Source organism: Massilia sp. R2A-15 (assembly GCF_030704305.1).
GTDB lineage: Bacteria > Pseudomonadota > Gammaproteobacteria > Burkholderiales > Burkholderiaceae_D > JAFCUW01.
In genome coordinates this window covers 315,984-337,041 of the sequence record NZ_CP131935.1, presented here as the reverse complement: position 1 = coordinate 337,041, position 21,058 = coordinate 315,984, and the positions used below count along the sequence as shown (strand labels likewise).

The window sequence follows — 21,058 nt, the reverse complement described above, 5'->3', positions numbered from 1 at the left end:
TGGAACCCATACTGAGCTATCTGGCCACTGTCGTCAGCGATTGGCCGCGCTTTTCAGCCAGCGCATCAGCCCTCCCAGCACGGGCAGCTTCTCGTACAGCTCCTCGGCCGCATCCCAATAATCACGGTGCAGCGCCACCAGGCCGTCCGCATCGAAGCGGATATGCGTGGCGCCGCGGATGCACTGGCGCGCACGCGAAAACCGCTTCATCCGGAAAGTGAAATCCCAAACCAGGAAGGCATCGGCGCCCTGCAGCACGCGGGTGTTGACGATGAAGCGCGGCTCATCGACCTGCTGATACATGTGGCGGAAAATCGCCGCGATCGGCTCGATGCCGCGCACTTCGTTGAAGGGATCCTTGAACCGGGCATCGCCCGCGTAGATCTCCGGAAGGTGCGCCAGCGACGCTTCGCTCAGGTTCTCGTAAAACTGCACCAATCGTTCGAGTTCGGTCTCGTAATTCATAGGCCAGTCACTTTGTGGATTAGCCAGAAATACAAGCGGTATGGCAGCAGCCGCGCCAGCCGCATGCTGTTAGTGAAGCGTTTGGGGAAGTGAATCTGAAACTGCCCGCGCTCGATCCCGGCGATCATCTCGGCGGCGGCGTCCTCGGCGCTCATCAGCGCCGGCATGCGGAAATCGTTATTGGCCGTCAGCGGCGTATCGACGAATCCGGGATTGATCTGGTACACGGCAATGCCGCGCGCGCGCAGGTCGAGGAACAGCGACTCGGTCAGGTTGATCAGCGCCGCCTTGGTGGGTCCGTACACCAGCGCCTTCGGCAGGCCGCCGTAGCCGGCAACGGAGGCCACGATGCCCACTCCGCCGGCGCCCTGCCCGAGCAACACCGGCAACGCCGCGTCGAGGCAGTTGAATACGCCGCGCAGGTTCAGGTCGATCAGGCGGTTGGCGGCGGCGAGGTCGAAGCTGTCGGCGCGCATCTCGTTATAGCCGCCGGCGACCACCAGCACCAGGTCGATGCCGCCCCATGCCGCAACGATGGCGTCGCGCGCGCGCAGCACGCTGGCGTGGTCCGTCACGTCCAGCGGCGCTGCGAGCGCGTGCGTCGACGCCGACGCTTCGCGTTCCAGCGCCGCGGCGTCGCGCGCCGACAGCGCAACCCGGGCGCCCAGCCGCAGCAGCTGCCGGGCGCAGGCCGCGCCGATGCCGCTCGAGGCGCCGATCACCCATACGCGCCTGCCGCTCCAGTCGTGAATGCGCGGGTTCATCGCTTCGAGAACGACAACGTCACGCTGCCCAGGCTCACGCCGAACTTGCTCATTGCGGTGCGGTTCAGCATGACCTTGTCGTCGATCAGGAACATCCAGTCCTCCATGTCGACGTTGTACACCTTGTCGCCGACAGGCTGCGCCAGCACGTACTTCCAGCGCAGCGCGTTTCCGGCGGCGACGCCGTGCGCGGTTCCCACCACGTCGGGCGCGGTCGCGGTGAAGCTGCCATCCCCGGCCTTGTGCAGCGTCCAGACGCGCTTCTGCCGGGTGCCGTCCGAGTACGTGAAGTCCTCGTCCAGCGTGCCGGTGTCGCCCTGCCACTGGCAGTGCATGACCACGACGAAGCGCTTGACGACAGCGCCGGAGCGGTCCTGGAACATGCCGTGGGCGTCGAGCGTGCCGTTGAAATAGCGCTGGACGTCGAGCCGCGGCTGCTGGCTCGCATATTGATCCGGCGCCGGCGCGCTGCATCCCGCGCACAGCGCCGCCATACCAAGCAAGGCGAAGATTTTCATGGTGTCCCCTTATTAAAAGTCTCTCAGCGGCGCGCGCCACAGCATCGTGGCGGCCGCCAGTTTCAACACGCACGGCAGCAGCGCGTATGCCGCCGCCAGTTCGGTGGCCGCGCCGGGCCGCCCCGGCTCGTAGCCGAACCATCCCAGTAGGGGCAAGGCGATGCCTGCCGCCAGCGCCAGCGTGATTTGCACGCCCCAGTTCCAGACGCCGAAATACGCCGCTTCGCGCCCGGCGCCGTGGCCGGCCTTGCCGATGACGCCGGCCAGCAAGGCGGGCGGCAGCGCCAGCTCTGCCCCCAGCGCAAGGCCGGACAGAAAGCAGATCGCGCCGAATGCCCATGCGGCGCCTGGCGCGAGGCCGAAGGCCCAGACGAACACCAGCGCCGACGCCAGCATCGCAGCGGTCCACGCGCGCGCCTCGCCGACGCGCCGGGCCAGCGCAACCCAGACCGGTATCGACAGCGCGGCGGCGCAGAAATACAGGATCAGGAACCCGCCGGACAGCGACGACAGACGCAGCCGGTCGGCGGCGAAAAACAGGAACAGCGTGGCGGGAATCGCCGAGGCTACGCCGTTCACGAGCAGCACGGCAAACAGCGCACGGAAGCGCGGCTGGCGAAACGGCAGGACCAGCTCGCGCCAGTGCGGCGGCGCAACGGACGCCGCGCCGCTGGGGCGCACGGCCCTGGCCAGCAGCAGCGCCGCCCCAGCCGCCAGCGCCGCGGCGAAGACGGCGGAAAGGCCGCCATAGCCGGCCATCGCAGTGACGGCGGCGGCCAGCACCACGCCGGCCAGGCCGAAGCCTTCGCGCACGCCCGTCACGCGCGCGCGCAGCGCGGGCGCGGCGGTCAATGCGGCGCCCCAGCTCTGGTGCGCGATGGTGGCGAGGCTGAAGCCGAAGTAGACCAGCATCAGCGTCGCGCCGAACCACCCCATCGTGGCCCCGCCGCCCATCGCCGGCGGATTGAAGAGGCCAAGGAAGCCTGCCAGCAGTGGGGTCAGCGCCAACGCGACGAAGCGCGGGTAGGCGCTGTGTCCGCGCGCGATCCACCAGCCCAGCAGCGGGTCGATAAAAGCGGCCGCAATGCGCGCGGCCAGCAGCAAGGCGCCGATCAGCGCCAGCGGCAGCCCGGCGCGCTCGGCGTAGAACTGGGGCAGGTACACGTAGATCGGCAGTGCGACCATGGCAAGCGGCAGGCCGAACGCGCCGTAGCACAGCAGGTTTGGCCAGCCGAGCGGCTTCATCGCGGCGCCGCCTGTTTCAGCAGCGCCGCGCGCAATTCCGGCGCGGTGGTCGCTGGGTCGAGCCAGATGCGGGCAAACGCCCGCGCGAAATCGGGATCGTCGATGCGGCCAATCGGCCTGCCATCGAGGTAGAACAGCGCGCCGGCGCCGGGAACGAACACGCCGGTGATGTGGGTTCCCTCGCCCACGTCGGGGAAAATCGCCAGCATCTTCTGCAGCCACGCCTTGCGTTCGGACGCACTGCCGGCGCCGATCTTTTCCATTTGCTCCGCGCTCGCCTCGGCGATCTTCCGCCCATGCAGCTTGCGCGCGTAGCGCAGGTCGAGCGCGAACGGCGCATCGGCGCGGTAGCCCTGGTCGCCCACCCACAGCTGCGCCGTGTAGATCTTCAAGGTAAACCAGGTATAGACGCCCGAACCGGCCAGGCGCGCGTGCGGGACCGATGCTTCGATGTGGGCCGGCGCAGCTTGCGCCAGCGCCGCGGCGCACGCCAGCGCCAGCGCCGCGATCAGGCGGCGCATCATGACGCCTTCACCAGCGTGAAGTGCATCACGTCAGTATTGCGCGCCCTGAACGCTGCCTCGCAGTAGCAAAGGTAGAACTCCCAGGTGCGGATGAAGACTTCATCGAAGCCCTGAGCGCGGACAGCATCGAGCCGGGCATGGAAGGCGCGGCGCCAAGCCACCAGCGTGTCGGCGTAGTCGATGCCGAAGCCGAATCTGTCCACCACCTGCAGGCCATGCTCGCGCGCCAGCCGCTCGAACACCGACGGCGACGGTAGCATCCCGCCCGGGAAAATGAACTGCTGGATGAAATCGGTGCCCTTGCGATAGCGCGCGAACAGGTCGTCGGCGATGACGATGGTCTGGACGCAGGCCCGCCCGCCCGGTTTCAGGCTGCGCGCGATGCACTCGAAATAGCCCGGCCAGTAGCTCTCGCCCACCGCCTCGAACATCTCGATCGAAGCGATCGCATCGTATTGCCCGACGCTGTCGCGGTAGTCGCACAGGCGCAGGTCGGCCTGGTCCGCCAGGCCGGCGTTGATCATGCGTTGGCGCGCATACGCGAGCTGCTCGGTCGACAGCGTCAGCCCGGTCACGTGCGCGCCGGCGCGCGCGGCCATTTCGGCAAATCCGCCCCAGCCGCAGCCGATTTCCAGCACCCGCGCGCCCGGCGCCAGCGCAAGTTGGTCGAGGATGCGCCCGTATTTGGCCGCTTGCGCCAGTTCCAGGCTGGTCCCCGCCCCGCCCGCAAACAGCGCGCTCGAATAGGTCATGGAAGGGTCCAGCCAGAGTTCGTAGAACCGGTTGCCGATGTCGTAGTGCGCGTGGATGTTCTTGCGGCTGCCGGCCTTGCTGTTTCGGTTCAGCAGATGGCGGATACGGTAGGCCAGGCCGCCCCACCAGCTGCCGTACACCAGCGACTCGATCGCCGCGCGGTTACGCGCCAGCAGTTCGACCAGGCCGGCCAGGTTGCTGGTGCTCCAGTCGCCGTCGATGTAGGTCTGCGCGAAGCCGATGTCGCCGGATCGCATCGACGCGTTGAACAGGTTCCAGTTCTTCAGCTCCAGCGCCACCGGCGCGGAATCGTCGCCGTAATGGCGGCTGGCGCCGTCGGGCGTACGCAGCGCCAGCGCGCCATGCCTCAGCGACGACAGCAGCTTGAGGATGATGCGGGCGGCGGCCGGCGGCGATTCGGCTCGGACGGAAGTGCCGGGGGGGGCGAATTTTTGCATCGATGTCATCGGGTCACCTTCTGTTTGGGTGGTGCGGGCTTCGAGTGGAACGGCACGCGCTTGAGCCAGAGGCGCAGCGCCTGGATGTGGATGCGGGCGATGACGCCAAACGTCATCAGCGGATACTTGAAGAAAGCGGCGGCCGCGGTGGCGGTGCGGATCGGTGCGCCGACGCCGGACACGCTGGTCTGCAGCGCGGGGCCCTCGGCATCCTCGTAGTCGATGGTGGCGACAGTGGTCTCGGCCAGCGAACCTTTCCTGCCGCGCACTACGCGCATGAAGCGGAAACGGTAAGCGCCTTCGACAGCGAAGAACGGCGAGACGTGAAACAGCTTGCGCGCGGTGATTTCGCCGCCGTTGGGGATCTCGAAGCCGTCGTCGAGCAAATAGAAGTGGCGTTCGCCGAAGGTATTGCGCACGTCGCACAGCACGGCGCGCAGCTCGCCGCTGGCGCGATGGCAGAACCAGAACGAAACCGGATTGAACACGAAGCCCAGCACGCGCGGCATGGCCTGCAGCCAGATTTCGCCGTCGGCGTCGGTCACGCCCTCCTTTTCGAGCAGCGCGTCGATCCATTCGACCAGGCCGGTCGTGCCGTCGCCGTGATCGGCATCGTGGAACGACAGCAGGTTGAAGCGGTTGCGCGAAAACAACGCGCAGCGCGGGGCGTCAGCGTCCATGCTGCGCAGCGGCAGGCGCACATAATAGGCGCGGTATTCGAACGCGTTGACGACCGGGCGCAGGCGCCGGTGCCGCACATGCCCGAAGCACAACTGCGGTTCGGCGCGAATGCCGAAGTCAGGCGGCTGCATGATGTCGCGTCTCCATCAGCTCGGCCAGCGAAGCGGCAACGCCCAGCCCGGATGTAAGGCCGTCTTCATGAAAGCCGTAGCCGGTCCACGCGCCGGCGAACCAGGTGCCCTGCACGCCCTGAATCGCGCCGATGCCGCGCTGCGCCGCCACCGCCCCGCGGTCGAACACCGGATGGGCATAATCGAATTCGCCCAGCACACTGGCCGGATCGGGCGCTTCGATCGGGTTGAGCGAGACGATCACCGGCGCGCTGCATGGCAGCGGCTGCAGCATGTTGAGCAGGTAATGCACGCACACCTCCGGCGTCGCGGACGCGCTGCTCTGGTAATTCCAGGCCGACCACGTCTTGCGCCGCGCCGGCAAGCAGCGCGCGTCGGTGTGCAGCACCGCGCGGTTTTGCTGATAGCGGATCGCAGACAACACCGCGCGCTCTTCGGCGCGCGCGTCCGAAAGCAGCGCGAGCGACTGGTCGCTGTGGCAGGCCATGACGACCTGGTCGAAGTGTTCGACGCCCGCCGCCGTGGCGATCCGCACCGAATGCGCGCCGCCGGCGCCGCGTCGCACCGAACGCACCGGCGAGAGCAGGCGGCGCGACGGAATAGCCGCCAGCATCTTGTCGACGTAATTGCGCGAGCCGCCCTTCACCGTGCGCCACTGCGGCCGGTCGCTCACCTGCAGCAGGCCGTGGTTGTGGCAGAAGCGCACGAAGGTCGACAACGGAAACGCCAGCATCTGGTCGGAGGGACAGGACCAGATGCAGGCGGCCATCGGCAGCAGGTACCAGTTGCGGAAGGTGGCGCTGTAGCCATGCTGGTCGAGCCAGGCGCCGAGCGCGACGTCGGGCGCCGCGCCTCCTTGCGCCAGCGCCGTCGCTTCGCGATTGAAACGCAGGATGTCGCGCACCATGCGCAGGAAACGCGGATCGAGCAGGTTGGCGCGCTGCGCGAACACGGTGTCGAGGCTGGCGCCGGCCCATTCGAGCGCGCGGCCGTTCGCCCGCGGCAGCCGGACCGAAAACGACATGTCGCTCGGCGCGGTCTCGACCCCGAGCTCTGCAAATAGCGCGACCAGGTTCGGATAGGTGCGATCGTTAAACACCAGGAAGCCCGTATCGACGCCGAAGCTGCGGCCGTCGAGCGTTACGTCGACCGTGTTGCTGTGGCCGCCGAAATAATTGCCTGCTTCGAACAATGTGACGTCGGCCGAGGCCTGCGCCAGCCGATACGCACACGACAAACCGGCGATCCCGGCGCCCACTACTGCGATCTTCATATATTCTCCGTCTGGTAGTTTTCCAAATTGTCTTGGACAAAGCCTGTTCAGGCCGCGAATAGCGTGAAATAATCGTCACTATATTCTATTTGTCCTGGACAGGTTTGTTGACCGGCGTTTTACGCCTGCAGCGTGAAACGAGACTGGAGATCGAGAAAAAATTTTCGCGGCGGCCAAGCCCCCGAATAAATTCTTTTTTACAACATCCGACAAATCTGTCGAATCGTTTGCTTGTTAAAGTAGAATGTGAAATGCCGCTATTGCGCGGCGATGTCCTGCACAAGAACCGCCCTTTACCGATTACGAGCCCGTGATGACCAACGCCACCTCTCCTGCCGTATCCTTAAGCATCAGCGATGTCGAGCGCGACATCGGCGTGGCGAAGGAGACCCTGCGCGTGTGGGAACGCCGTTACGGGTTTCCCCGGCCGCAGCGCGACGCCAACGGCGAGCGCATCTATCCTCCCGACCAGGTGCACCGCCTGTCGCTGGTCAAGCGCCTGCTCGACCAGGGCTACCGGCCCGGCAAGATCATGGCGCTCGGCGCCGACGAACTGGTGGAACTGGGCGCCAGGCCCACCAGCGCGGCGCCGGTGCGCGGACTGGACGATCCGGAAATCCGCGCTTGTCTCGACCTGCTGAACGCGCACAAGCTCGCCGAGCTGCGCCAGCGCCTGTCGCAATCGATGCTGTTGATGGGATTGCAGCGCTGCGTGCTCGAACTGATCGCGCCGCTGACATCCGCCGTCGGCGAAGCATGGGCGCGCGGCGACCTGGCGGTGTTCGAAGAGCACCTGTATTCCGAGATCCTGCAAAGCGTGATGCGGGCGGCGATCGTCGCCGCCACGCCGCAGTCGGCGCATGAATCGGCGTCCCCGCGCGTGCTCCTGACCACCGTGCCGCAGGAGCGCCACGGGCTTGGCCTGCTGATGGCCGAAGCGCTGCTCGCGCTCGAAGGCGCCCACTGCGTATCGCTCGGCGTGCAGACCCCGCTGGGCGACATCGTCGAAGCGGCACGCACGCAGCGCGCCGACATCGTTGCGCTGTCGTTTTCCGGCGTCACCTCGCCGCGCGCCGCGGTCGACAACGTCAACGAGCTGCGCAGCCGGCTGGGCGACGACGCCGAAGTGTGGAGCGGCGGCGCCGGCGTCGAGATGGCGCGCCGCCACCTCGCGCCCGGCACAGTGCTCGACCTCGCCGCCATTCCCGGCGCCCTCGCGCGCTGGCGGTCGCAGCATCGCGCGCTTGCCGCTTAAACAAGACTCGCGCGGACCCGCCGCCCTGCTCTGGTAGAATATCGGCCAATCGATTCGTCGTGGCCGGCAGCGCCGGCCATGTGCATGCAGCGCCCGCCCCCACATACCAATGTTCAGTTTTTTTAAGAAGAAGCAGCCTGTCCCCGAGACAGCACCGCCACCGCCCGCACCCGCGGCCACGCCCCCGGCGCCCGCTCCGATCGACGTGATTCCGGCCGCGACGCCGGCGCCGGCGCGCCGCTACGGCTCCACCTCCACCTTCGTCGCCCCCGCGGCGCCGGTCCAGGAAGTGATCGCCGAAACGGCCGAGCGCCCGGTCGCGGCGTCCGAGTCCAGGTCATCGTGGATGGAGCGCCTGAAGGCCGGCCTGTCCAAGACCTCGACCAACCTGTCGCTGCTGTTCGTCGGCGCGCGCATCGACGAAGACCTGTACGAGGAACTCGAGTCGGCGCTGCTGATGGCCGACGCCGGCATGGACGCCACCCAGTTCCTGCTCGACGGCCTGCGCCGCAAGGTCAAGGAAGACAAGCTGCTCGACGCGGCCGCCGTCAAGGCCGCGCTGAAGGTGCTGATGACCGACATGCTGCGCCCGCTGGAGAAGCCGCTCGAACTGGGCCGCCACGAGCCGCTGGTGATGATGATCTCGGGCGTGAACGGCGCCGGCAAGACCACCACCATCGGCAAGCTCGCCAAGCACATGCAGAAGTACGAGCAGTCGGTGCTGCTGGCCGCCGGCGACACCTTCCGCGCCGCCGCGCGCGAGCAGCTGATGGTCTGGGGCCAGCGCAATAACGTCACCGTCATCTCGCAGGCCTCGGGCGACCCGGCCGCCGTGGCGTTCGACGCGGTCCAGTCGGGCAAGGCGCGCGGCATGGACGTGGTGATGGTCGATACCGCCGGCCGCCTGCCGACCCAGCTGCACCTGATGGAAGAACTGAAGAAAATCAAGCGCGTGATCGGCAAGGGCATGGACGGCGCGCCGCACGAAGTCCTGCTGGTCATCGACGGCAACACCGGCCAGAACGCGCTGGCGCAGGTCAAGGCCTTCGACGACGCGCTGGACCTCACCGGCCTGGTGATCACGAAGCTCGACGGCACCGCCAAGGGCGGCGTGCTGGCCGCGATCGCGCGCACCCGCCCGGTGCCGGTGTACTTCATCGGCATCGGCGAGAAAATCGAAGACCTGCAGCCGTTCAAGGCGGACGAATTCGTCGAAGCGCTGCTCGGATAAAAAGCTCACATGATCGAATTCCAGTCTGTCTCAAAACAGTATTCCGCCCATGCCGTCGCACTGCGCGACGTGTCCCTCAATATCGCCAAAGGCGAACTGGTTTACCTGGCCGGCCCGTCCGGCGCCGGCAAGTCCACCTTGCTGAAGATGATTGCGGCGATCGAGCGGCCCAGCGCCGGCGCGATCCTGGTCAATGGCCAGGACATCGGCAAGCTGCGCCGCGAAGGCGTGCCTTTCCTGCGCCGTAACCTGGGCCTGATCTTCCAGCAGCAGAAACTGCTCAACGACCGCCACATCCTGGCCAACGCCATGCTGCCTTTATTAGTGATGGGCGCCTCGAAGTCCGAGGCCGAGCTGCGCGCCCGCGCCGCGCTCGACAAGGTTGGCCTGCTGGACCGCGCCAAGGCGCTGCCGCTCGAACTGTCCGGCGGCGAGCAGCAGCGCGTGGCGATCGCGCGCGCCATCGTCAACCGCCCCCAGATCATCCTGGCCGACGAGCCGACCGCGAACCTCGACCGCGCGGCCGCCGACAAGGTGCTCGACGCGCTGCGCGCCTTCCATTCGGTCGGCGTGACCTGCATGATTTCCACCCATGACGAGCAGGTGCTCGACGCGGCCGCCCGCGTGATCCACCTCGATCATGGCCAGTTGGTATCCGGAGGTGCGGCATGAAGGGCTGGCTGCGTCAACACCGTTTCGCGCTGCGCGCGGCGCTCGGCAACGTGCGCAAGGCGCCCGGCAGCTTCCTGTTCAACGTCGTCGTCGTGGCGATCGCGCTGGCGCTGCCGTTCGCCGGCCTGACCCTGCTCGACAACGTGCGGCCGATGTCGGAGCAGCTGTCGGTCGATCCCGAGATCAGCCTGTTCGTCAAGCCGGAGGCCACGCGCGAGCAGGCGCTGGCGCTCGCGCCGCCGCTGCGCGAACTGCTCAAGGCGAACAAGGCGAAGATCACCTTCGTGCCGCGCGAGCAGGCGCTCGAGTCGCTCAAGGCCAAGAGCGGCCTGACCGACGTGCTGGGCACGCTGGGCGAAAATCCGCTGCCGGACGGTTACGTGATGAAGCTCGACGGCTTCCGGAGCGCGGCCGACGCCGCCCAGGTCGATGCGCTGGCCGACCGCCTGCGCGCGCTGCCCGGCGTGGACACGGTGCAGGTCGATTCGGCGTGGGTCAAGCGCCTGGCCGCCCTGCTCAGCGTGCTGCGCCTGGCGCTGCTGCTGCTGGCCGTAACGCTGGGCATGGTCGTCATCGCCGTCGTGTTCAACACGATCCGGCTGCAGGTGCTGACCCAGCGCGACGAGATCGCGGTGTCCAAGCTGATCGGCGCGACCGACGTGTTCATTCACCGGCCCTTCTACTACACCGGCGCCCTGCTGGGCATGTGCGCAGGGGCCGTGGCGCTTGGCGCGGTCGCGCTGGCGCTGCGCCCGCTGAACGTCGCGATTGCGGAATTCGCGCGGCTGTACGCCAGCGAATTCCAGCTGACGCCGCTGGCGCCGCTCGGCATCGCCGCCCTGCTGGCCGTCAGCGCCGGGCTCGGCCTGGTGGGCGCAGTGCTGTCGGTGCAGCGCCACCTGGCGCGGCTGAACTGAAAATGGGGTCAGGTCCGCAGGACCAGACCCCGACATTCCCCCGCGCACGTGCGGGAACGAACAGAACCGTCCCTCCCTCCGCGCTATCCTGTGCGTAATCAACAACGCATCGAGGCAGTCCACTACAGTGGAGCCTGTCATCGAAATAAGTTCCTTGCGGCAATATTTAGCCTATCACGGCCATAGTTTAGGGCGATTGGCACTCTCCCCGAGAGAGTGCTAAACTATGCGCGCAAGGCGGGGAAAATAGACGACCCACCGCCAGCACCCGGAAGTAAAACCTTGCTGCACCCTTTTTACGAGGCACACATGACGACAATGTCCGCACACTCCGCATTGGTTCCGACCGGCAATCGTGCGATGGAGTTGGGCTTCACTGGCAATCTTGGCAATATCGACGCGTACATTTCGGCGGTCAACCGGCTGCCGATGCTGTCCCACGACGAAGAAATCTCGCTGGCCAAGCGGCTGCAGGAAAAGAACGACCTGGCCGCGGCGCAGGAGCTGGTGCTGTCGCACCTGCGCCTGGTGGTATCGATCGCCCGCGGCTACCTCGGCTACGGCCTGCCGCACGCCGACCTGATCCAGGAAGGCAACATCGGCCTGATGAAGGCGGTCAAGCGTTTCGACCCGAACCAGGGCGTGCGCCTGGTCTCGTACGCGATGCACTGGATCAAGGCCGAGATGCACGAGTACATCCTGAAGAACTGGCGCCTGGTCAAGGTCGCCACGACCAAGGCGCAGCGCAAGCTGTTCTTCAACCTGCGCAGCAACAAGACGGGCCTGGACGCGATGTCGCCGACCCAGATCGACGCGCTGGCCAAGCTGCTCGACGTCAAGCGCGAGGAAGTGATCGAGATGGAAACGCGCCTGTCGGGCCGCGACATCGCGCTCGAAGCGCCGACCGACGACGAGGACGACAAGTTCTCGCCGATCGCCTACCTGTCGTCGGACCTGTCCGAGCCGACCAAGGTGCTGGAAGCCGAGCAGGTCACGCGCCTGCAGTCCGAAGGGCTGGAGACGGCGCTGGCCAAGCTCGATCCGCGTTCGCGCCGCATCGTCGAAGCGCGCTGGCTGGCCAACGACGATGGCTCGGGCGCCACGCTGCACACGCTGGCCGAAGAATTCGGCGTGTCGGCCGAGCGCATTCGCCAGATCGAAGTGGCGGCGCTGAAGAAGATGAAGGGATCGCTGTCGGCGTTCGTGTAAGCCGGCCGCAGTTCAGCTAGAAAGGCGCCCGCGGGCGCCTTTTTTGTTGTTGGCGCGGTGGCCGCGAAAACTTTGCTACCATGCCCCCATGATGAAAAGAACATCCCAGTGGGCGCGCCTGTGGTGCACCGCCACCCTGCTCAACCTCGCCGGTTGCGCAGGCATCGCGCCGGAACAACCGCTGCGCAGCGGCAGCTATCCGATGGAACAGAACCAGGTCGTCGCCCTGACGCCGAGCGTTTCGGTGCGCTACGACCGCTTTACCGACAGCCGCTGCCCGAAGGGCGCGATGTGCATCTGGGCCGGCAAGGTCAGCTACGAATTCACCCTCTCCACGCGCGCCGGCAGCGAGCACTTCGCGCTCGACTACGAAGGCGACCGCTTCGACTCGAAGCTCCTGCCCGGAGTCCATTTCGGCATCTCGTTCGCCGGCGTGAAGGAGCGGCCGATCGAGCAGCATGCCGTAGTGCTCGAAGTGACCGCGCCTTAGCGTGCCATCAGGCGCGCCGCGCCGGAAATGCCGGCGCCGCACGCACCATCCGCGTCCAGCGAATTCCCACGAACGCCGCAGCCGCGCAGACCGTCGCCAGCGCGACGACGCTCCACGTAGTCATGCTGCCCTTGCCCCAGACGGCAAGAAACGCACAAATCCCAACCCCCACCGCCGCGACGCCCACAACCGGGGACAGCGGTTTGACGGCGCGCGCATGATCGGCCAGCGGAATACCCAACAACGGTAGCGCGAAGGCGCATACGGCCAACGCACGCAATGCCTCGTCCAGCGTCGCGCCCAGAACGAGCAGCGCCGCCATGCTCAGCGCCGCATAAGCGCCCCACATCTTCGCCTGACGCGCCAGGAAGTGCCGCGCCAGGATACGGTTCATCTCGGCGGCGTTCGGCGCTCCGGCCGCAAGCCGCACCAGGCCCTGTTCCTGGATGCGCGAGGCGAAGCTGGTCAGCATGCTGGAAGCGACCAACAGCTGAACGCCCAGAAGAACGATCACGATCGCCGCACGCACAAAGTGCAGTTCCGCATGCGCGTCCTTGCCCTGATACGCGTTCCATCCTGCCAGCGCGGCGCACACCACCGTCAGCACCGCGAGCTCGAAACGAGGCACGCTGTCGCCCTGGCCGCCGAGTACGCGCACGAACAAGGGCCGGTCATCGGCGCGCATGCCCGATTTCGAAACAAACAAACCAGCGGTACGGTCCACCCATGCGAACCCCCGCCTGATCATCGCTTCAAGCGGCGGCGTTTGGGTTGTCTGCGCCAGATGAGGCGATACGCCGAACATGCGGCGCACGAAGCGGCGCAGTTCGAATGCGACCAGGACCAGGCCGGCCGCCGCCGCCGCGTCGCTGTTCCAGATCATCTCCATCCATGTTGCGATCGGAAGCCCGAGTGTCGAGCCGAAGACCCCGAGGAACCAATAAATGACGAACGCTCCGTTCAAATGCAGCAGGGCCAGGCCGGCGACCGCGGCAACGTGCCAGGGATGCCCCAAAGGCAGCGCGAAAACAAGCAGCATCACGACGACAATCGCGCACCACACCGCCACGGTAACGTTGCGTGCACGCTCGCGCAGGCGCGGAACCAGCCTGCCCGTCACCGGCCGGCACTGCTCGGCGATGGATCGGAGCAGGTAGATCCACCACATCAGGCACAGCATCGACAGGGGAATGCCAGCGCCCCACGCAACGACGAACGCGCGTTCGCGCGACGGATGCATCGCCGCGCCGCCGACCACCGCCGCCAGTGCCACCAGGAGCAAGAACGAGGTCATGCCAAGGCTGCCCAGCCCCCCCATGCTGCGCCGGTTCTGGATCGGTTGCCTGAGTATCTGAGCCCAGGCTTTGAATTCTGCCGTCATCATTGCGTCACCTCGACGAACAGGTCTTCCAGCGACAGGCCGTTGGCGCGCTCCAGCAGGTCGTCGAGCGGTCCTTGCAGCACGATCCTGCCGTGCTTGAGGAAGGCCGCGTCGAGCGCCACCCGTTCCAGGTCGGTCAGGATATGCGTGGAGAACACCACCGTCGTATCGCGCTCGATCACGCGTTCGACCAGCTCGCGCAGGAAGTCGCGGCGACCGACCGGATCGAGCGCCGAGACCGGTTCGTCGAGGATGAGCAATTGCGGATCGTGCGCCAGCGCGCGGATGATCGACAGGCGCTGCCTCTCGCCGCCGGAAAGCCGGAGAATCGGTCGGCCTCGCATCTCGGTAGTGAAGCCCCAGCGCGCCAGCAGCGCCTCGACCTTGGGGGTATTCCAGTGTGGGTACAAGGCCTTGAAGTACGCCAGCATCTGGTCCGGCGTCTGCCAGTGGAACAGGCCGTGCGCCTGCGGCACGTAGCCGATTTTCGCGCGCGCGCCGGCCGACAGGTTGGCGACGTCTTCGCCGAAGATGGTGACAGAGCCTGCGTCGACTTCGTGCAAGCCCAGCATGCACTCGATCAGTGTCGATTTGCCGGCGCCGTTGCGGCCCAGCAGGCCAACTACCTGGCCGGGCTGAATGGACCAGTCGAGGCGGTCGAGAATGGTCTGGTCGCCGAACCGCTTGCTGATCGAGGAAACCTGGATGATGGGAGCTGTCATGATGCGTCTTTCATTATTTTTGTGAACAGGGCGAGGACGGTTTCCGGATCGAGTTCGAGCTGGCGCGCTTCGAGGGCTGCACGTTCCAGCGTTGGGCGCAGCAGTTCGGCGCGTTTGGCGACGCTGTGGGCGCGCGGCGCCACGTCGGCCACCACCATGCCCATGCCGCGGCGGCGGTTCAACACCCCTTCCATCTCGAGGATGCCGTAGGCCTTCGACACGGTCATGGGATTGAGCGCCAGCGTCTGCGCGATGTCGCGCACCGAAGGCATGGCGTCGCCAGGCGCGAGCTGGCCGCCGGCGACCAGCCGGCGCGCCTGGTCGACCAGCTGGCGGTAGATCGGCTCGGACGATCCCGTGGCAATCGAAAAAACCTGGGCGGTGTGGGCGATCATTTGTGTTTGGTGTATTAATTAACTAATACAGTATGCTCATTATTCGGCCATGTCAAGCGGCGCCGGAACAAAAAAAAAGCAGGCCCTTTTGACGGGACCTGCAAAGGGCACTACGGGGAAACGGAGACTGCTGCGGTTACAGGTGCGGCGTGATCATCGGCATCAGGTCGTCGAAGGTGCGGCCGCTGCCGTTTTCGCCGATCGCGTGCATCTTCCATTCGCCGTTGTGGCGATACAGCTTGGCCATGATCTGCGCCGTGTGCGCGCCCTGCACCGACAGGTCGTAGCGCGCCACTTCCTTCTGGTCGGCCGCGTTGACGATGCGGCAGTAGGCGTTCTGCACCTGCGCGAAGTTCTGCCCGGTGAAGCTGTTCACCGTGAACACCAGCGACTTGACCTGCCCCGGCACACGCGACAGGTCGACGATGATCTGCTCGTCGTCGCCGTCGCCCGCGCCGGTGCGGTTGTCGCCCGTGTGGACAATGCTGCCGTCCTGGCTTTTCAGCTGGCGGAACCAGACCGCGTCCACCGGCCGCCCGCCTTCGTCGAACATCAGGCATGAGGCGTCCAGATCCACGCTTTCGGTCCTGGCGCCGAAGCCGAACAGGCCGCCCTTCTTGATGGCGTCCCAGCCCAGCCCCATGACGACGCGCGAGAGCGTGCCGCCGGCTTCCTTGTCGAGCGAGATCTTCTGGCCTTTTTGCAAATTGACTGACATGTGATTCTCCTAGAGTTAGCGCGACGCACCCTGCTGGGTCCAGGCGCGGAATGCGGCCCGGTTGCGCGAACAGACATACACTTTTCCGCGACCGGAAAACCGCAGCACCACGCCTTCTCCGCTGGTCTGGCTATTCACCAGGTTGCCGAGAAAGCCGCCGCTGCTGCCGGTCGTGATCGAGATTTCGTAGCGCAGCGTGCTGTCCCAGCACACCACGTGCGAGTTGTCGATGATGGCGTCCTTGCCCGGTTCGACGTCGAGCACCGACATCGATCCGAAGCCCGACACCGCCACCTGCCCGCTGCCGGCCGTTTCGGTGACGAAGAAGCCGCCGCTCTGGGCAAACAGCGCGTTGCCGATGCTTTGGGTACGCACTTTCAGGTCCACTCCCGAGCTGGCCGCGACAAACGCGCCGTCGCTGATGATGTAGTTGTTCGGCCCCACGTCCACGATCTGCATCGCACCGGGCAGCGTCGGCGACAGCAGGCAATCGCCGTCGCCGCGCACCGCTTCGATGTGCTGCTGGAAGAACGATTCGCCGTTGGCGAAGGTGCGCATCAGCGCGCTGCCCAAACCGCCCTTCATCTTGCCCTTCAGGTCGAGCGTCGCTTCCATCATCACCATCGCGTCCGATTCGCAGTAGATCGTCTCGCCGCGCGCGAGCGACACGTGGAGGAACGGATCGACGTCTCCCGTCACTGTAAACACTGGCATCTGGAGCCTTCCTTTTCAAAATGGGGTCAGGTCCGCAGGACCAGACCCCGGGTTCGCATGCAGCCCGACGCGCGGGGGCGCGGGCCGCAAACCGGTTTGGCGTTATACGTTCACGCCGAAGTTCTTGGCCAGGGGGCCGAGGCCGCCCTTGAAGCCTTGGCCGATGGCGCGGAACTTCCAGTCGGCGCCGGCGCGATAGACCTCGCCGAAGATCATTGCCGCTTCGGTCGAGCCGTCTTCCGACAGGTCGTAGCGGGCGATCTCGGTGTTGCCGGTTGCGTTCACGCAGCGCACGAAGGCCTTCGCCACCTGGCCGAAGTTCTGGCGCCGCGCTTCGGCGTCGTGGATGGTGACGCAGACGGCGATCTTGTCGACGTCGGCCGGCACCCTGGCCAGGTCGATGGTCAGCGTCTCGTCGTCGCCGTCGCCGGCGCCGGTGCGGTTGTCGCCCGAGTGGGCCACCGAGCCGTCGATCGACTTCAGGTTGTTGTAGAAGACGAAGTCGGCGTCCGAGCGCACCTTGCCTGCGCTATTGAGCATGAACACAGCGCCGTCCAGGTCGAACGCGGCGCCGTCGGTGGCGCGGATGTCCCATCCGAGTCCGACCACCATCTTGTTCAGGCCGGGAGCTTCCTTGCTCAGGTTGACGTTGCCGCCTTTTTGCAGACTGATAGCCATGATGTGAATCTCCTAGTTGGTAAAACAAAGTGAACACCGGGGTACTTCCACACACGCAGCGAACTGGTGTCCGTCCGTTCGCCGCGCATCCTTACGCAGCCACTTCCAGCTGCTTCATCTCTTTCTTGTGCCGCACCGAGGACCACAGCGAGGCGACGATGAAGGCGACACCCACCAGGCCGGTGAACACTTCCGGGATGTGGTACTTCATGCTGCCCAACATGATCAGGGCCAGGATGCCGATGGCGTAGTGCGCGCCGTGCTCCAGGTAGACGAATTCGTCGAGCGTGCCCTGCTTGACCAGGTAGACCGTCAGCGAGCGGACGAACATCGCGCCAATCGCCAGGCCCAGCATGATGATCACGACGTCGGTGGTGATCGCAAAGGCGCCGATCACGCCGTCGAAGCTGAACGATGCGTCGAGCACTTCCAGGTACAGGAAGGCGCCGATGCCGCCGCGCTTGACCATCTCGCCCACATTGCCCTCGCCCTCTTCCTTCTCCAGCAGGCTGCTGATGGCATCGACGCCGACGTAGATCAGGATGCCCCACAGGCCCGAGATCAGCACCACCATCTTCTGCGCTTCGCCCACCAGCGACAGGCTGCCCATCAGCGCGCCGATGGCGATCATCACCGAGATCGACGACACCTTGCCGAGCGATCCGAGCTTCTCTTCGACGTGGCCCAGCCAGTGCATCTCCTTGGTCTCATCAAGCAGGAAGTTCAGGAACACCAGCAGCAGGAACATGCCGCCGAACGCCGCCACTTCCGCGTGGTGCGCCGTCAGGTGCGCCGAGTACTGCTTCGGATCGTTCAGCGCCAGGTGCCACACGTCCATTAGGCCCAGGTCGGCCGCCATCGCCACGATCACCAGCGGGAACAACAGGCGCATGCCGAACACCGCGATGATGATGCCCACGCCGAGGAACAGCTTTTGCCAGAACGCGTCCCAGGTCTTGAGCACCGAGGCGTTGACCACCGCGTTGTCGAACGACAGCGACACTTCCATCACGCCGAGGATGGCGGCCACGCCGATGGCCGTCAGCGCGCCGGCCCAGCCGGTGTGCGAGTATCCCCACCAGCCCGCTGCCGCGAGGCAGAGCGCCGTGACGATGAATGAGACCCGAAAGTGCTTCATGATGATTCCCCTTCTTGTGTGAGTTGATGGGGCACAGTGTAGGTGCGTGCATCAAATTGAAAAAGCGAAGATAATCGAACCAATACTTCTGAAAAACGGATATATGAAAAACACCGGCATGAATTTCCGCCATCTGTACTACTTCTGGGTGGTGGCCAAGGAAGGCGGCGTGACGCGCGCGGCGCAGCGCCTCGGACTGGCCGTGCAGACGGTCGGCACCCAGCTCTCGCTGCTGGAGCAGTCGGTCGGCAAGCAGCTGTTCACGCAGCAGGGCCGGCGCCTGGTGCTGACCGAATCGGGCCGCACCGCGCTGGCGTACGCCGAGCAGATCTTCCTGCTCGGCGAGCAGATGCAGGAGGCGCTGGGCGAGACCGACAGCCACAAGACCCGGCTGACGGTCGGCATCTCGGATTCGCTGCCGAAGCTGACCGCCTTCCGCCTGCTGGAAGCGACCATGCACCTGGAGCGGCCGGTACGCCTGGTGTGCCAGGAGGGCCAGTTCGAGGCGCTGCTCGGCGACCTGGCGCTGCACAAGCTCGACGTGGTGCTGACCGACCGCGCGGTGCGTTCGGGGACCACGCTCAAGGTGTTCAGCCACCAGCTGTTCGAGAGCGCGACCATCGTTGCGGGCGCGCCGGCGCTGGCGGGGATCTACAGCGCTGACTTCCCGGCCAGTTTGAACGGCGCGCCGTTCCTGCTACCGACGCGCAATAATGCCCTGCGCGGGCGGATCGACGAATGGTTCGAGCAGCATGCGCTGCGGCCCGACATCGTCGGCGAGTTCGAGGACAATGCGCTGCTCAACACCTTCGGGCGGCGCGGGCTGGGACTGTTTTTCGCGACGGCGGCGCTGGCCAACGACATCTTCGAGCAGTTCGGCGCGGTGCTGGTCGGGCCGGTGCCGCAGGTGCGCGAGCAGTTCTACGCGATCTCGAACGAACGCAAGATCAAGCATCCGGCCGTCGAGGCGATCCTGTCGGCGCTGCACCAGGGCGGGTTGAATCGCGGCTGACCGGTACAATGCTGCAAGATGGGGTCAGGTCCGCGGGACCAGACCCCGGCCCACCAACGCCAACAATAGAATATGCAAAACGTCCTGCTTGTCCTGCTCGCCCTGATCCTCGTGGTACTGAACGGATTTTTCGTGGCCGCCGAATTCGGCATCGTCACCTTGCGCAAGACGCGCGTGCGGGCGATCGCCAAGACCCAGGGCCTGCGCGGGCGCATCCTGTCCAAGGTCCACAGCCAGCTCGACGCCTACCTGTCGGCCTGCCAGCTCGGCATCACCCTCGCCTCGCTGGGCCTGGGCTGGGTCGGCGAGCCGGCCTTCGCGCGCCTGCTCGAGCCGCTGTTTTCCATCGTCGGCGTCACCGCGCCCGAAGTGGTGCATGGCGTCTCCTTCGTGTTCGCGTTCGGCGTGATCTCTTTCCTGCACATCGTGGTGGGCGAGCTGGCGCCGAAGTCGCTGGCGATCCGCAATCCCGAAATCATCGGCCTGTGGAGTTCCGTGCCGCTGTACGGCTTCTACTGGGCGATGTATCCGGCGATCTGGGTGTTGAACAGCAGCGCGAACATGGTGCTGCGGCTGGCCGGCCTCGATGCCAAGGGCGGGCACGACGCCCACTACTCGACCGAGGAACTGAAGCTGATCCTGCGCACCAGCCAGCCCGGCGAAAAATTCACCCGCGACGAGCGCCACATCCTGGCCCAGTCGCTCGACTTCACGCAGCTGCAGGTGTCCGACCTGATGCGGCCGATCCGCGAAGTCATCGCGCTGCACGCCGGCAAATCGCTGGAGGAGAACCTGGAGACGATGCGGCGCAACCGTTTCAGCCGCTATCCGTTTTTCGATACCGACGGCGAGGATGTGCTGGGCGTGATCCACATGAAGGACCTGTTCTTCGCGCAGCAGACAGGACGCCCGATCGGCGACCTGACGCAGTACCTGCGGCCGGTCGAGACGATGTCGGCGCGCACCAAGGCGCAGGAGATGTTCAGGCGCTTTCGCGAAGGGGCGCCGCACTTTGCCCTGATCGGCGAAAAGGGCAAGCGGCCGGTCGGCTTCATCACGCTCGACAACCTGCTCGGCGCGATGGTCGGCGAGATCCACGACGAATTCCGCCTCAACGAAAACGACTGGCTGCGCCAGGAAGACGGCACGCTGGTCGGCAAGGCCAGCCTGCCGATCTTCTCTCTCGAGCGCACCCTGGGCATCGACATCCCCAACGAGGAGATGGGGATGGACGAAGTGGAGTCGGTCGGCGGACTGCTGATGGTGAAGCTGGGCGACATCCCGAAACAGGGCCAGCGCATCGAGTTCCCGCAGTTCGACATCGTGGTCAAGAAGATGAACGGCCCGCGCATCGTGCTGGTGAAGGTGATCCCGCAGCTGCAGCGCGAACTCGACGCCGACGAACACGATTGAAGACCAGGGCCAGGCGCGCCTGGCCGCGGCGATCGTCAGACCGTTTCGTCTTCGTCTTCGTCTTCATCGACATCGGCCGATGCGGTGCTCGCTTTCGGGAAGCTGGGCAGCTCCTCTTCCGGCGCGAGCTCGTCGTCGATGATGTCGTCGTCATCGTCCTCGTCTTCGAGCGCGAAACGCGACGGCGCTCGGCCGGGAGTCTTCCTGGGCGCCTTGGCTTCGTCGCTCCAGCCAAGCATTGCGTTGACGATGATTTCGAATTTCTGAAGGTCCACGGCAGGCTCCCAAAACCAAAAAGCGT

24 protein-coding genes are annotated in these 21,058 nt (G+C 65.9%); 8 read left to right on the top strand and 16 right to left on the bottom strand.

Annotated elements, in window-relative coordinates:
* Positions 1-33: 33 nt before the first annotated feature.
* From Q4S45_RS01585 to Q4S45_RS01550, 8 genes are read right to left on the bottom strand one after another with little or no spacing between them, the layout of a single operon-like run.
* Positions 34-465, bottom strand: a complete 432-nt coding sequence (locus tag Q4S45_RS01585; RefSeq protein ID WP_305508515.1) for a nuclear transport factor 2 family protein — start codon at positions 463-465, stop codon at positions 34-36.
* Positions 462-1,229: an SDR family NAD(P)-dependent oxidoreductase gene (locus Q4S45_RS01580; protein ID WP_305508513.1), complete on the bottom strand. Its 768-nt coding sequence runs from the start codon at positions 1,227-1,229 to the stop codon at positions 462-464. The genes Q4S45_RS01585 and Q4S45_RS01580 overlap by 4 nt, the downstream gene beginning before the upstream one ends.
* The gene (locus Q4S45_RS01575) at positions 1,226-1,747 is read right to left on the bottom strand and encodes a DUF3833 domain-containing protein (protein ID WP_305508511.1); all 522 of its coding nucleotides are present in this window, start codon (positions 1,745-1,747) and stop codon (positions 1,226-1,228) included. Before Q4S45_RS01575 ends, Q4S45_RS01580 begins: the two co-directional genes overlap by 4 nt.
* 12 nt (positions 1,748-1,759) lie before the next feature.
* Positions 1,760-2,992: an MFS transporter gene (locus tag Q4S45_RS01570; protein WP_305508509.1), complete on the bottom strand. Its 1,233-nt coding sequence runs from the start codon at positions 2,990-2,992 to the stop codon at positions 1,760-1,762.
* Positions 2,989-3,516 (bottom strand): chalcone isomerase family protein, encoded by a 528-nt coding sequence (locus Q4S45_RS01565; protein WP_305508507.1) that lies wholly within the window; start codon positions 3,514-3,516, stop codon positions 2,989-2,991. Before Q4S45_RS01565 ends, Q4S45_RS01570 begins: the two co-directional genes overlap by 4 nt.
* Entirely contained in the window at positions 3,513-4,727 is a 1,215-nt protein-coding gene (locus Q4S45_RS01560) for a cyclopropane-fatty-acyl-phospholipid synthase family protein (RefSeq protein WP_305508506.1), read from the bottom strand. Before Q4S45_RS01560 ends, Q4S45_RS01565 begins: the two co-directional genes overlap by 4 nt.
* 5 nt (positions 4,728-4,732) lie before the next feature.
* Complete coding sequence (locus tag Q4S45_RS01555; protein WP_305508504.1) at positions 4,733-5,539, bottom strand: DUF1365 domain-containing protein; 807 nt, start codon at positions 5,537-5,539, stop codon at positions 4,733-4,735.
* Positions 5,526-6,812, bottom strand: coding sequence for an NAD(P)/FAD-dependent oxidoreductase (locus tag Q4S45_RS01550; RefSeq protein WP_305508502.1), 1,287 nt, complete (start codon positions 6,810-6,812; stop codon positions 5,526-5,528). The genes Q4S45_RS01555 and Q4S45_RS01550 overlap by 14 nt, the downstream gene beginning before the upstream one ends.
* Positions 6,813-7,125: 313 nt before the next feature.
* Between Q4S45_RS01550 and Q4S45_RS01545 the strand changes: the two genes are divergently transcribed.
* The 6 genes from Q4S45_RS01545 (at position 7,126) to Q4S45_RS01520 (ending at position 12,586) form a co-directional block, all read left to right on the top strand.
* Entirely contained in the window at positions 7,126-8,067 is a 942-nt protein-coding gene (locus tag Q4S45_RS01545; RefSeq protein WP_305508500.1) for a MerR family transcriptional regulator, read from the top strand.
* Positions 8,068-8,176: 109 nt separating this feature from the next.
* Complete coding sequence (gene ftsY / locus Q4S45_RS01540; RefSeq protein ID WP_305508498.1) at positions 8,177-9,298, top strand: signal recognition particle-docking protein FtsY; 1,122 nt, start codon at positions 8,177-8,179, stop codon at positions 9,296-9,298.
* Between the two features lie 9 nt (positions 9,299-9,307).
* Complete coding sequence (locus Q4S45_RS01535; protein ID WP_305508496.1) at positions 9,308-9,970, top strand: cell division ATP-binding protein FtsE; 663 nt, start codon at positions 9,308-9,310, stop codon at positions 9,968-9,970.
* Entirely contained in the window at positions 9,967-10,887 is a 921-nt protein-coding gene (ftsX, locus tag Q4S45_RS01530) for a permease-like cell division protein FtsX (RefSeq protein WP_305508490.1), read from the top strand. Before Q4S45_RS01535 ends, ftsX begins: the two co-directional genes overlap by 4 nt.
* A gap of 309 nt (positions 10,888-11,196) precedes the next feature.
* On the top strand, positions 11,197-12,096 hold the full coding sequence (rpoH, locus tag Q4S45_RS01525; protein ID WP_305508489.1) for an RNA polymerase sigma factor RpoH: 900 nt from the start codon (positions 11,197-11,199) through the stop codon (positions 12,094-12,096).
* A gap of 88 nt (positions 12,097-12,184) precedes the next feature.
* On the top strand, positions 12,185-12,586 hold the full coding sequence (locus Q4S45_RS01520; RefSeq protein ID WP_305508487.1) for a hypothetical protein: 402 nt from the start codon (positions 12,185-12,187) through the stop codon (positions 12,584-12,586).
* Positions 12,587-12,593: 7 nt separating this feature from the next.
* Here Q4S45_RS01520 and Q4S45_RS01515 read toward each other — a convergent pair whose 3' ends face one another.
* The 7 genes from Q4S45_RS01515 to Q4S45_RS01485 all read right to left on the bottom strand — a co-directional run bounded on the left by Q4S45_RS01515 (position 12,594) and on the right by Q4S45_RS01485 (position 18,332).
* The gene (locus Q4S45_RS01515) at positions 12,594-13,970 is read right to left on the bottom strand and encodes a hypothetical protein (protein WP_305508485.1); all 1,377 of its coding nucleotides are present in this window, start codon (positions 13,968-13,970) and stop codon (positions 12,594-12,596) included.
* Complete coding sequence (locus Q4S45_RS01510; RefSeq protein ID WP_305508484.1) at positions 13,967-14,689, bottom strand: ABC transporter ATP-binding protein; 723 nt, start codon at positions 14,687-14,689, stop codon at positions 13,967-13,969. Before Q4S45_RS01510 ends, Q4S45_RS01515 begins: the two co-directional genes overlap by 4 nt.
* Positions 14,686-15,084, bottom strand: coding sequence for a GntR family transcriptional regulator (locus Q4S45_RS01505; protein ID WP_305508483.1), 399 nt, complete (start codon positions 15,082-15,084; stop codon positions 14,686-14,688). Before Q4S45_RS01505 ends, Q4S45_RS01510 begins: the two co-directional genes overlap by 4 nt.
* Positions 15,085-15,220: 136 nt before the next feature.
* Positions 15,221-15,802 (bottom strand): TerD family protein, encoded by a 582-nt coding sequence (locus Q4S45_RS01500; protein WP_305508481.1) that lies wholly within the window; start codon positions 15,800-15,802, stop codon positions 15,221-15,223.
* A 15-nt stretch (positions 15,803-15,817) separates the two neighbouring features.
* Entirely contained in the window at positions 15,818-16,516 is a 699-nt protein-coding gene (locus tag Q4S45_RS01495) for a TIGR00266 family protein (protein ID WP_305508479.1), read from the bottom strand.
* Between the two features lie 102 nt (positions 16,517-16,618).
* Positions 16,619-17,194, bottom strand: coding sequence for a TerD family protein (locus Q4S45_RS01490; protein ID WP_305508477.1), 576 nt, complete (start codon positions 17,192-17,194; stop codon positions 16,619-16,621).
* A gap of 91 nt (positions 17,195-17,285) precedes the next feature.
* Complete coding sequence (locus tag Q4S45_RS01485) at positions 17,286-18,332, bottom strand: DUF475 domain-containing protein (protein ID WP_305508475.1); 1,047 nt, start codon at positions 18,330-18,332, stop codon at positions 17,286-17,288.
* Positions 18,333-18,435: 103 nt separating this feature from the next.
* On the opposite strand from Q4S45_RS01485, the gene Q4S45_RS01480 reads away from it, so the two are divergent.
* Together Q4S45_RS01480 and Q4S45_RS01475 are read left to right on the top strand one after the other, a co-directional pair.
* Positions 18,436-19,344: a LysR family transcriptional regulator gene (locus Q4S45_RS01480; RefSeq protein WP_305508473.1), complete on the top strand. Its 909-nt coding sequence runs from the start codon at positions 18,436-18,438 to the stop codon at positions 19,342-19,344.
* Positions 19,345-19,416: 72 nt separating this feature from the next.
* The gene (locus Q4S45_RS01475; protein ID WP_305508471.1) at positions 19,417-20,757 is read left to right on the top strand and encodes a hemolysin family protein; all 1,341 of its coding nucleotides are present in this window, start codon (positions 19,417-19,419) and stop codon (positions 20,755-20,757) included.
* A 35-nt stretch (positions 20,758-20,792) separates the two neighbouring features.
* On the opposite strand, the gene Q4S45_RS01470 is transcribed toward Q4S45_RS01475, so the two are convergent.
* Positions 20,793-21,032, bottom strand: a complete 240-nt coding sequence (locus Q4S45_RS01470; protein ID WP_305508469.1) for a hypothetical protein — start codon at positions 21,030-21,032, stop codon at positions 20,793-20,795.
* Positions 21,033-21,058: the final 26 nt, after the last annotated feature.

What these genes read in the sequence shown, in the direction of transcription:
- Q4S45_RS01585 (WP_305508515.1), bottom strand. Translation starts at nt 465, where the DNA reads ATGAATTACGAGACCGAACTCGAACGATTGGTGCAGTTTTACGAGAAC.
- Q4S45_RS01580 (WP_305508513.1), bottom strand. Translation starts at nt 1,229, where the DNA reads ATGAACCCGCGCATTCACGACTGGAGCGGCAGGCGCGTATGGGTGATC.
- Q4S45_RS01575 (WP_305508511.1), bottom strand. Translation starts at nt 1,747, where the DNA reads ATGAAAATCTTCGCCTTGCTTGGTATGGCGGCGCTGTGCGCGGGATGC.
- Q4S45_RS01570 (WP_305508509.1), bottom strand. Translation starts at nt 2,992, where the DNA reads ATGAAGCCGCTCGGCTGGCCAAACCTGCTGTGCTACGGCGCGTTCGGC.
- Q4S45_RS01565 (WP_305508507.1), bottom strand. Translation starts at nt 3,516, where the DNA reads ATGATGCGCCGCCTGATCGCGGCGCTGGCGCTGGCGTGCGCCGCGGCG.
- Q4S45_RS01560 (WP_305508506.1), bottom strand. Translation starts at nt 4,727, where the DNA reads ATGCAAAAATTCGCCCCCCCCGGCACTTCCGTCCGAGCCGAATCGCCG.
- Q4S45_RS01555 (WP_305508504.1), bottom strand. Translation starts at nt 5,539, where the DNA reads ATGCAGCCGCCTGACTTCGGCATTCGCGCCGAACCGCAGTTGTGCTTC.
- Q4S45_RS01550 (WP_305508502.1), bottom strand. Translation starts at nt 6,812, where the DNA reads ATGAAGATCGCAGTAGTGGGCGCCGGGATCGCCGGTTTGTCGTGTGCG.
- Q4S45_RS01545 (WP_305508500.1), top strand. Translation starts at nt 7,126, where the DNA reads ATGACCAACGCCACCTCTCCTGCCGTATCCTTAAGCATCAGCGATGTC.
- ftsY (WP_305508498.1), top strand. Translation starts at nt 8,177, where the DNA reads ATGTTCAGTTTTTTTAAGAAGAAGCAGCCTGTCCCCGAGACAGCACCG.
- Q4S45_RS01535 (WP_305508496.1), top strand. Translation starts at nt 9,308, where the DNA reads ATGATCGAATTCCAGTCTGTCTCAAAACAGTATTCCGCCCATGCCGTC.
- ftsX (WP_305508490.1), top strand. Translation starts at nt 9,967, where the DNA reads ATGAAGGGCTGGCTGCGTCAACACCGTTTCGCGCTGCGCGCGGCGCTC.
- rpoH (WP_305508489.1), top strand. Translation starts at nt 11,197, where the DNA reads ATGACGACAATGTCCGCACACTCCGCATTGGTTCCGACCGGCAATCGT.
- Q4S45_RS01520 (WP_305508487.1), top strand. Translation starts at nt 12,185, where the DNA reads ATGATGAAAAGAACATCCCAGTGGGCGCGCCTGTGGTGCACCGCCACC.
- Q4S45_RS01515 (WP_305508485.1), bottom strand. Translation starts at nt 13,970, where the DNA reads ATGATGACGGCAGAATTCAAAGCCTGGGCTCAGATACTCAGGCAACCG.
- Q4S45_RS01510 (WP_305508484.1), bottom strand. Translation starts at nt 14,689, where the DNA reads ATGACAGCTCCCATCATCCAGGTTTCCTCGATCAGCAAGCGGTTCGGC.
- Q4S45_RS01505 (WP_305508483.1), bottom strand. Translation starts at nt 15,084, where the DNA reads ATGATCGCCCACACCGCCCAGGTTTTTTCGATTGCCACGGGATCGTCC.
- Q4S45_RS01500 (WP_305508481.1), bottom strand. Translation starts at nt 15,802, where the DNA reads ATGTCAGTCAATTTGCAAAAAGGCCAGAAGATCTCGCTCGACAAGGAA.
- Q4S45_RS01495 (WP_305508479.1), bottom strand. Translation starts at nt 16,516, where the DNA reads ATGCCAGTGTTTACAGTGACGGGAGACGTCGATCCGTTCCTCCACGTG.
- Q4S45_RS01490 (WP_305508477.1), bottom strand. Translation starts at nt 17,194, where the DNA reads ATGGCTATCAGTCTGCAAAAAGGCGGCAACGTCAACCTGAGCAAGGAA.
- Q4S45_RS01485 (WP_305508475.1), bottom strand. Translation starts at nt 18,332, where the DNA reads ATGAAGCACTTTCGGGTCTCATTCATCGTCACGGCGCTCTGCCTCGCG.
- Q4S45_RS01480 (WP_305508473.1), top strand. Translation starts at nt 18,436, where the DNA reads ATGAAAAACACCGGCATGAATTTCCGCCATCTGTACTACTTCTGGGTG.
- Q4S45_RS01475 (WP_305508471.1), top strand. Translation starts at nt 19,417, where the DNA reads ATGCAAAACGTCCTGCTTGTCCTGCTCGCCCTGATCCTCGTGGTACTG.